Source organism: Idiomarina sp. (genome assembly GCF_048260185.1).
Taxonomy (GTDB): Bacteria; Pseudomonadota; Gammaproteobacteria; order Enterobacterales; family Alteromonadaceae; genus Idiomarina.
The window spans coordinates 26,658-35,980 of record NZ_JBLXHB010000008.1; the positions used below are offsets into that span (position 1 = coordinate 26,658).

Sequence of the window (9,323 nt, forward strand, 5' to 3'; positions counted from 1 at the left end):
AGATCCAAAATAACGCTTATTCAATTAACTTTTAGCATACCGAAAATATAACAGACAGCAAGTTTTTTACGGACAATACCGATTTTGAAAAAGCTAATGTTAACTTAGTTAACAAAAAATTCAGCCAACGCCTAGTCGCTTGTACAGTAAAAACGCTATAGTGTTGCCTAAGTTATTTTCTACGGAGTTTTATTGTTATGCGACGTATTACCTGCCTGTTTATCGGCCTCAGCTTATCGGCTTCAGCCATTGCCGACACCTTGTATACCAACATGAAAGGCTACACTCTTACCAGCCCTGCCGGCGAACAAGCGGTGTTGCAGCAGTTTTCGACCATGCTGGTTGAACATGGAAAAATTCAGGCTATTGGTGGTAACGCACTTGCTGAGCGTTTTACTGACACTGAACAAACCGTTGATATGCAGGGGAAAACTGTTCTTCCGGGGTTAACTGATGCCCATGGACATATCCAGAGTCTGGGCACCAGCTTATTACAGGTGGATTTACGCGACACCGACTCGGTTTCTGCAGCGGTCAAAAAAGTTCATACCTATGCTGGCGAGCAGCCAGAAATGGAATGGATAACAGGCCGTGGCTGGAATCAGGAGCAATGGCAACAAAAAGCTTTTCCCAGCGCGGCACATCTTGACGAAGTGGTCACTGACCGTCCGGTTTGGTTAATACGCGTCGATGCGCACGCTGGCTGGGCCAACAGCGAAGCCCTGCGTCGTGCAGGAATAGGCAAGGATACAGTAGCCCCGGAAGGCGGTGAAATTGTCCGTGACGAACAAGGCAACCCAACCGGTGTACTGATCGACAATGCAATGCAATTGGTTGAGGATGTTGTTCCCGAACCATCGCTTCAGCAACAACGTGCCGCGTATGAACTCGCTTTTGAGCATTTGATTAAACTGGGCATTACCAGTGTCCATGACGCCGGTATTAATGCCGATGAGATATCCGTTTACAAGGGGTTGCACAATCAGGGCCGTATGCCTCTGAGGGTCTATGGCATGATAGCCGCTACCGAACCTAAACTGGCGCAACTTTTGGCAGAAGGCCCTTACGAAAGTGACGACCAGAAACTGACCATTCGTAGCGTTAAAATATACGCCGACGGTGCTTTAGGGAGCCGCGGTGCGGCTTTGCTGGAAGACTACAGTGACGACAATGGTAACCATGGCCTGATGGTCACTTCAGAAGAAAAAATTCGTGATCTGTACGAGCTTATCATTCCTCATGGCTTCCAGATAAATACTCACGCTATTGGTGACCGGGCCAACCGCGTTGTACTGGATAACCTGGCAGAAGTTTATAATGAACTTGGTGGTCGCAATTTACGTAACCGCATAGAGCATGCGCAAATTGTACATCCGGACGATTTAAAGCGTTTTAACCAGCTCAATTTAGTTGCTTCCATGCAGCCTACGCATGCCACCAGTGACAAGAATATGGCAGAAGATCGTCTTGGCGCGGCGCGTATGGAAGGAGCTTATGCCTGGCAAACACTGCTGGATCAGGGCACGGTTATTGCTGCCGGCTCAGACTTCCCGGTAGAACTCGCTAATCCATTTTACGGACTGCATGCAGCGGTTACCCGACAAGATCGTGATGATATGCCAGCCGGAGGTTGGTATGCTGAAGAGAAAATGAGCCTGCAGCAAGCGCTGCGCTCATTTACCATCGATGCCGCTTACAGTGCCTGGCAGGAGAAATCTCTGGGCTCGCTGGAACCCGGTAAATGGGCTGACTTTATTGTCGTAGATCAAGACCCATTTGCCGTCGACTCCAGTGATATCTGGCAAACTCAGGTTGAACAAACTTACGTTGCGGGCGAACGAGTTTATTAACAGGGACGCATAAGTATGAACGATGACTTTCTATTTTCTGATGACGAGCCTGATATAGCGGAAGAAGAAGTATCGGAACCGTATAATATACTCATTGTCGATGACGACGAAGAGATACACACCATTACCAAAATGGCATTAGGTGAATTTAAACTCGACGGTCGTCCGCTGAAATTTCATTCGGTTTATTCCGGCAAAGACGCTATTGCGTTTTTACAGGACAACACCAATATCGCCATGATGCTGCTGGATGTAGTGATGGAAACCGATCACGCCGGACTCGATGTTGCCCAGTGGGTACGCGAAACCCGGAAAAACCGGCTGATACGCATTGTTCTGCGAACAGGACAACCGGGGCAGGCTCCCGAAGAAGATGTCATTGCCCGTTATGATATTGATGACTATAAAGAAAAAACTGAGCTCACATACCGCAAGCTGGTCACTCTGATGTATTCCTGCTTACGGGCTTATCGTGACTTAAACGCTATTGAGCGCAACAAACGTGGTCTGGAAAAAGTCATTAACGCGTCGGCTGAAGTATTTTCTGCGCGATCAATGCAAGCCTTATGTCAGGGCATACTGGAGCAACTTGTCGCGCTAATTACTCTGTCTGATGACGCCATGTATTGCCGCATTGATGCGCTGACCGCCAGTTCAGATACTGACGACCCGTTTGAAATTATTGGCGGCACTGGCGAATATGAAAGGGCTGTAGGGCAACCCGTACACGGCGAAATTGACTGGGGTATTGTCCGCCCTATGCAGCAAAGCCCGCAGAATGTTGATTTTCGTATTGTTGACGGTAATTACTACGGTCTGTACAAAACCAGCAGTTCACGCCAATACTTACTCTTTATTCGTGGTGTCCGTGACTTATCTGAGCTGGATCAAAATCTGCTGGGGCTTTTTGTGAATAATAGCTCCATTGCTATAGATAACCTGCAAGCCACAGAAAATGAGCGGGAAGCACAACGGGAACTGCTTTATAGTGTCGGCGAAGCCATTGAAAAACATTCTATTGATGAAATTAGCCACCATGTTAAACGTTCCGCAGAAATGGCTGGCCAGCTGGCGATATTCTCAGGCGCAACTCAGGAACAGGCCGAAGCGTTAAAACAGGCCGCATCCGTTTATGATATCGGTAAGGTCTCTGTGCAAATGGAGTTAGCTCAACGCGCTGATGTTTTAACCATTCATGAATATGAAGAAATCATGCAGAAAGTCATTCAGGGGCATGATTATTTACGCCAGACGGATTCAGCAGTTGCTAAAATCGCGGCCCTTATTGCTCAGGATATTCACGAACGTTGGAATGGCACAGGCTTTCCCAGCCAGAAATCGGCAAAAGCCATTGACCTTAACGCCCGAATTCTGAGTATTACCAGTCACTTTGACGCCCTGCGAACGCAGCGCAGTTATCGTGATGCAAAAGAATCTGAGGATGCCGCAGATTATCTGCTACAGCACAGTGGTAAATTCTTTGATCCAGAGCTAGTGGGACTTATGCTGGATAATCTGGATGCGATGGAAAAAATACGTCAGCGCTTCCTGGACAAAAAACAGGATACGCACCTTTAGTCCATTAAGGAGAGGTCATGGATTTACAAGCAATGCGTCGGGAATACGGGTTAGGCAGCCTGCACCGCGAGCAACTGGAAGCCGACCCGATAAAGCAATTTGAAAAGTGGATGCAGCAGGCAATAGACAGCAATTTATTGAGTGACCCTACCGCCATGACACTGGCAACGGTGGATGCTGAACACGTGCCCAGCCAGCGTATCGTGCTGCTTAAAGGTTACGACCATACCAGCTTTCGGTTTTATACCAACAAAAACAGCCATAAAGGCCAGGACATAAGCAAGAACCCTCAAGTTGCCCTGCACTTTGCCTGGCTGCCCTTAGAACGGCAAATTAGTATTATTGGTAGTGCAATCCCACTTGATGATGAAGATAATGACCGTTATTTTCACTCACGCCCGAAAGAAAGTCAGGTTGCGGCGCTTGCGTCACAGCAAAGTCGCCCGGTAGAAAGCCGCGACGTGCTGGAAAGCCACTATCAGTCATTACTGAAAGACTATGAGAACGCGGAAGTTCCGCGCCCTCAAAGTTGGGGCGGTTACAGTGTTCATCCGCAGCAATTTGAATTCTGGCAAGGCGGCCAGCACCGTTTGCATGACCGCTACCAGTACAGCAAAGACCGCGAAAACTGGCGTATTACCCGTTTACAGCCTTAGGTAAATCCACACCACAGAACTCGGCGCAGCGCTGCAAAACTTTTAAAGTAGCGCTGCTGTAGGAAACCCCCTGTTGCAGTTGCTCGCGTTTGCGCTTCTGCGCCGCTTCCCCCGGAATACGCACCGGTTGCTCAGGAACCGCAGGAGCACATTTACGGCTGTCTGCCAATAAGTCATCCACCTGCTGTAAAAACTTTTGCTTTTCACCAAAAGCTTCTGGATCAATCACTTGTACCCATATTGAGTTCGCATCACCATCGTCACTGCCCTGTCTGCGGCCGTACTGACTCAACGCCATGGACCAAATTTCACTGAACAAAGTGAGACCATAGCCTTTATAACCCAGTTGCTCACCGCCCAATGGGGCTATTGAACTGCCCGGTGACTCAAAGAAAGTTAGCGGATCATCCGTCCATTCACCATCAGGCTTTATCAATGCTTTATAAGGCAACCGAGTACCGTTCGCTTTAGCCTGACGAACCTTGCCCGCTGCAGTCATGGAAAAACTGATATCAAACAACAGAGGGTCATTTGAACTCGGAACGCCAACCGCAAAGGGGTTAGGTGAAAACACCGCTTCTTTGCCCCCAAAAGGTGCTACTGCGCGTTGTCCGGGAGTCGAGCACATTAAGCTCACCACCAGCCCCTGATCTGTAGCAATGCTTAAATAGGCCGCGAGCGCTGCAACGTGTTGGCTCCGGCGTACAACCACGGTACCGGTACCGGCTTGCTTCGCCATCTTGCAGGCTGCATCAATAGCCTGCGGCACCACGTAAGGTCCGGGCAAAAACTGGGCGTCCCAGTTAGCTACCGCAGCGCGCTCACTCAGTACCACCGGCTGGCCTTTTGCCAGACTCTTGCCGTCGCGCAGCCACTGGCAATTATTTAACAGACGAATTAAGCCATGAGTACTAAACCCCAGTAAATCACCTTCCAGCAAGTAGTAACCAAGGTTACGCGCCACCTCACCCGAAGCCCCTGCTTCAGCTAAACAGGCACGCGCCCAGTCCGATAATTCTGAATAATCAAAACGTACAACATCAGTGCTCATGAAATTTCCTCTTGGTCACGGCATGCAGGTCGTTTAAGCTACGCATAAGACATTATCAAGGAGTAGAGATTGTGTCATCTGTTAACACAATAAACCGCATTGCCATTATAACCAGTGGTGGTGATGCCCCCGGTATGAACGCCGCACTCCGTGCCGTAGTTCTCGCTGCTGAAAACTATGGCATAGAAGTCATGGGGTTTCGCCATGGCTATGAAGGCCTGCTGAATAACGACTTTGTAAAACTTGGCCGTGAAGACGTTGAACACATTTTGCAATATTCCGGCACCATTATTAAAAGCGCCCGCAGCGAGCGCTTTAAAAGTGAAGAAGGCGGACGGGAAGCCGCAACGAATTTAGACGCACACCAAATTGACGCCTTTATCGTTATTGGCGGCGACGGTTCGTTCCGTGGTGCTGAGCACCTGGCTAACTTCTGGAAAGGTCCCATTGTCGGTATTCCGGGTACCATCGATAATGATCTCTTTGGCACCGATAACACTATTGGCTATGACACGGCAGTAGAAACCGCCATGGACGCGTTGGATAAAATCCGCGATACCGCCGAGGCTATGGATCGTGTCTTTATTGTCGAAGTTATGGGGCGCAACGCCGGTTATATCGGTATTAGCAGCGCTATGGCCTGTGGTGCCGAGCGAATGATTCTGCCCGAGCTGCAAAAGGACAAACCATTAACGGTTGATGCGCTGGTTAAGCACATTGAATCGGTACAGCGTGTTCGCGGTGACTCGAGCTACGTGATGGTGTTATGCGAAAATCAATGGCCCGGTGGTGCGGTTCGACTTGCGGAACAGTTAGAAAATCGTCTTAACTTACCTTGTCGTCCCTGTTTACTTGGGCACGTTCAGCGCGGTGGACGCCCTACGGCAATGGATCGCATTTTAGGAACGCGGCTAGGTGTGCATGCGGTTGAACTCGTTCGTCAGGGAAAAACAGCGGTTATGGCCGGTGTTACAGCGAATGAGCTCAGCGAAACACCATTAATTGACACCTGGACAAAACGTAAAAAGCTCAGTGAAGAGCTCATTAATATTCAACAAAGTCTGTTTAATCCGATCAAAAAAGATCGCAATAAATCGACTCAGTGAGAGAGGTCTGTAACGATAATGCCCCTAACGCCACTAACGGTGCCACTACCTGTACCATTAAACGACCCGAGCCGCCCTTTTTTCGGTTCGCAACACAGTACCGAAATACACCCGGGACACACCCACATTCTGGGGTTTGGTTTTGATGGTACCGCCTGTTTTCGTAAAGGCACCCGCGAAGGACCTGACGGTTTGCGAGCCGTTTCTGAAGACATCGAGTCATACTCGCCGTATCTTGATGCCGACTTAGAAGACCAAACCTTCTACGACTTAGGCAACCTGCGGTTGGGGTTTGATGACGACGAAGAAAAGCAGTGGCACCATGCGGTTAACGATTTTAATGCCATTTTCGAGCCGCTTGATTTAGCGCAGAAAAAAATAAAACTGCTGACTTTAGGTGGCGAGCATTCTATTTCCTATGCGCCTATCGTTAAGTACTTGAAACAATATCCCGATATGGTTTTACTGCATCTGGATGCTCACGCTGATTTACGTGACGGTTTCCTCGGTTACCATTATTCACATGCGTCTATTATTCGTCGTTCGGTCGATCACTTCGGCCCAGGCCATGAGTTGATACAGTATGGCATCCGGTCAGGCACGCGCGATGAATATCTGTGGATGAAAGAACACAAAACCATCCGCAGCTCACGCAAAGACTTTCTCGACAGTGTGGAAGCCATTGCCAAAGACCGCCCGGTTTACCTGACACTGGATCTCGATTATTTTGATCCTTCTTTCTTACCAGGCACAGGAACTCCTGAGCCCGGCGGTGAGGATTTCCATTCCTTTGTCAGCTTGATGAAACTATTGCGCAAAAAAAACCTGGTCGGTGCCGACGTCGTTGAGTTGTCTCCACAAATAGACCCAACCGGAAATTCTGACGTATTCGCCGCTAAAATTGTGCGCGAATTATTACTCGTATTACAACAGTCGGGAGCCTGAGATGTCAGACTGGAATATTGATCAAGCAGAAGAGCTCTATGGTGTTAACCGCTGGGGCGCGGGATACTTTTCTATCGGCGAAAACGGCAACATTCAAATTCGGCCGAACCACCGCTTACCCGACGTGACCATTGATATGAAAGAAGTGGTGGATGAGATTATTTCGGAAGGCATTCAGTTCCCGGCTGTTATTCGCTTTCACGATATTCTGCGCTCGCAGGTTGAAATTATTAACGAAACCTTTGGTAAACAGATAGAAGAAGCCAACTACCAGGGGCAGTATTGCGGCGTATTCCCGATTAAAGTTAACCAGATGCGGGAAGTGGTCGAAGAAATTATGGACGCCGGCGAACCTTACAATTACGGTCTGGAAGCGGGCTCTAAGCCAGAGTTAATGGCGGTAATGGCGTACAACGATAACCCTGAAGCTCTGACCATTCTTAATGGATACAAAGACAAAGATTATCTGACTCTGGCGCTACTTGGCCGCCAACTTAAGCGTAAGATGATTATCGTAATTGAGAAGTTCAGCGAGCTGGAAATGCTGATTCCGCTGGCCAAACAAATGGGTGTTAAACCCATGATAGGTCTGCGCTCAAAAATGATGGTAAAAAGCTCCGGAAAATGGGCTGGCTCCAGTGGTGACAGAGCTAAGTTCGGCCTGAGCATTGCCGAAATTCTGAATGTTATTGAGCGCCTGCGTGAAGAAGACATGCTGCATTGCGCTAAGCTACTGCACTTCCATATTGGCAGCCAACTGTCCGATATTCGTAAAATTAAAGAAGCCGTCAACGAAGGCGCTCGGCTGTATGCCAAATTAGTACTGGAGGGCATGCCTTTAGAGTACCTCGATATTGGTGGCGGTTTAGGCATTGATTACGACGGCACAAGTACCACCAACGACTCTTCGCGTAACTATTCAACAGAAGAGTACGTTGCTGACGTTGTCTGGGGCGTGAAGCAAATTTGTGATCTGGAAAAAGTCCCCCACCCTAACTTAGTCAGCGAAAGCGGCCGGGCTATGACCGCACATCATAGCTGTGTAGTCACTAACATTGTTGGCGAAATGAAACCAGCAGGCACGCAGTACGATATCAGCGCCAGTAGTGACGAACACATTTTGGTTAAAAATATGCGCGAACTGCACAGCTCGGGCGACCAGTTCCACCCGCAGGAGCGTTACAACGACGCCGCCGGTTACAAACAAAATGCCTATGAAGCTTTTAAACTGGGTATTTTATCGCTGAATGAAATGGCCAAACTGGATACCATGTACTGGCAGATACTGGCAGATATCCACCATTCGCTGGATAAAGACACCTATGTAATGCAGGAACTGGAAGAGCTGGAAGACATGCTCGCCAGCCAGTACCTATGTAACTTTTCGGTGTTCCAGTCGGCGGCAGATACCTGGGCCATTGGGCAAGTACTTCCGGTCGTGCCTATTTCGCGGCTGAACGAACAGCCGGAAGTACGCTGCTCAATTGTCGATATTACCTGCGATAGTGACGGTAAACTCAGCAAGTACATTGAAGGCACCGAAATTAGCGACCATATTCCCATGCATAACCTGCGCAAAGGCGAAGACTACCATGTTGGCTTATTCCTGACCGGTGCTTATCAGGACGTTATGGGTGATATGCATAACCTGTTTGGCCGCTTAACCGAAGTGCATGTGTACTGCCACGACGACGAACCCGGCGATTTCTATATTGAAGAAGTGGTACCTGGCACATCTGCCGAAAAAGTACTACAAACCATGCAATATAATACCGAGTACATGGCCAAAACCGTGAAAAAACAAATTGACCGTCAGGTGAGAAAAGGTTCACTGGCGCCACGTGAAGGTGTCCGTTGGACAAACTTTTACGAGCATTGTTTAGCCGGCAGTACCTATTTACGTGTTGAATAATCCACCGAAACAACCGCTTAATGTGCAATTACTGAGCAAACAGTAGAAAAGGTACAAAAAGCGGTTGACTCGAAACTGAAAAAAACGTTTAATACGCCTCGTTGCCCGGATAGCTCAGTCGGTAGAGCAGAGGATTGAAAATCCTCGTGTCGGTGGTTCGATTCCGCCTCCGGGCACCACTTCCCCCTCCTAAGTGGTCCTCATTTGTACTTTAATCCCTTATTA

At 48.7% G+C, this 9,323-nt stretch carries 7 protein-coding genes and 1 tRNA gene; 7 read left to right on the forward strand and 1 reads right to left on the reverse strand.

What is annotated here, in order from left to right; all coding sequences use genetic code 11:
• The first annotated feature begins 197 nt into the window (after positions 1-197).
• From ACN0RF_RS13055 to pdxH, 3 genes are read left to right on the forward strand one after another with little or no spacing between them, the layout of a single operon-like run.
• Entirely contained in the window at positions 198-1,850 is a 1,653-nt protein-coding gene (locus ACN0RF_RS13055) for an amidohydrolase (RefSeq protein ID WP_417439352.1), read from the forward strand.
• A gap of 15 nt (positions 1,851-1,865) precedes the next feature.
• Complete coding sequence (locus tag ACN0RF_RS13060; protein ID WP_417439353.1) at positions 1,866-3,428, forward strand: DUF3369 domain-containing protein; 1,563 nt, start codon at positions 1,866-1,868, stop codon at positions 3,426-3,428.
• A gap of 17 nt (positions 3,429-3,445) precedes the next feature.
• The gene (gene pdxH, locus ACN0RF_RS13065; RefSeq protein WP_417439354.1) at positions 3,446-4,084 is read left to right on the forward strand and encodes a pyridoxamine 5'-phosphate oxidase; all 639 of its coding nucleotides are present in this window, start codon (positions 3,446-3,448) and stop codon (positions 4,082-4,084) included.
• Here pdxH and ACN0RF_RS13070 read toward each other — a convergent pair.
• Entirely contained in the window at positions 4,065-5,135 is a 1,071-nt protein-coding gene (locus tag ACN0RF_RS13070) for an Ldh family oxidoreductase (RefSeq protein ID WP_417439355.1), read from the reverse strand. The two genes, pdxH and ACN0RF_RS13070, sit on opposite strands and share 20 nt — an antisense overlap.
• A gap of 71 nt (positions 5,136-5,206) precedes the next feature.
• On the opposite strand from ACN0RF_RS13070, the gene ACN0RF_RS13075 reads away from it, so the two are divergent.
• The 4 genes from ACN0RF_RS13075 (at position 5,207) to ACN0RF_RS13090 (ending at position 9,277) form a co-directional block, all read left to right on the forward strand.
• Positions 5,207-6,241, forward strand: coding sequence for an ATP-dependent 6-phosphofructokinase (locus ACN0RF_RS13075; RefSeq protein ID WP_114982358.1), 1,035 nt, complete (start codon positions 5,207-5,209; stop codon positions 6,239-6,241).
• A gap of 18 nt (positions 6,242-6,259) precedes the next feature.
• On the forward strand, positions 6,260-7,186 hold the full coding sequence (gene speB, locus ACN0RF_RS13080; protein ID WP_417439356.1) for an agmatinase: 927 nt from the start codon (positions 6,260-6,262) through the stop codon (positions 7,184-7,186).
• A gap of 1 nt (position 7,187) precedes the next feature.
• Positions 7,188-9,098 carry a biosynthetic arginine decarboxylase gene (gene speA, locus ACN0RF_RS13085; protein ID WP_153850290.1) on the forward strand — a complete coding sequence of 637 codons (1,911 nt, stop codon included), beginning with the start codon at positions 7,188-7,190 and terminating at the stop codon, positions 9,096-9,098.
• A 103-nt stretch (positions 9,099-9,201) separates the two neighbouring features.
• Positions 9,202-9,277: transfer RNA gene (locus ACN0RF_RS13090), tRNA-Phe, on the forward strand.
• The last annotated feature ends 46 nt before the right edge of the window (positions 9,278-9,323 follow it).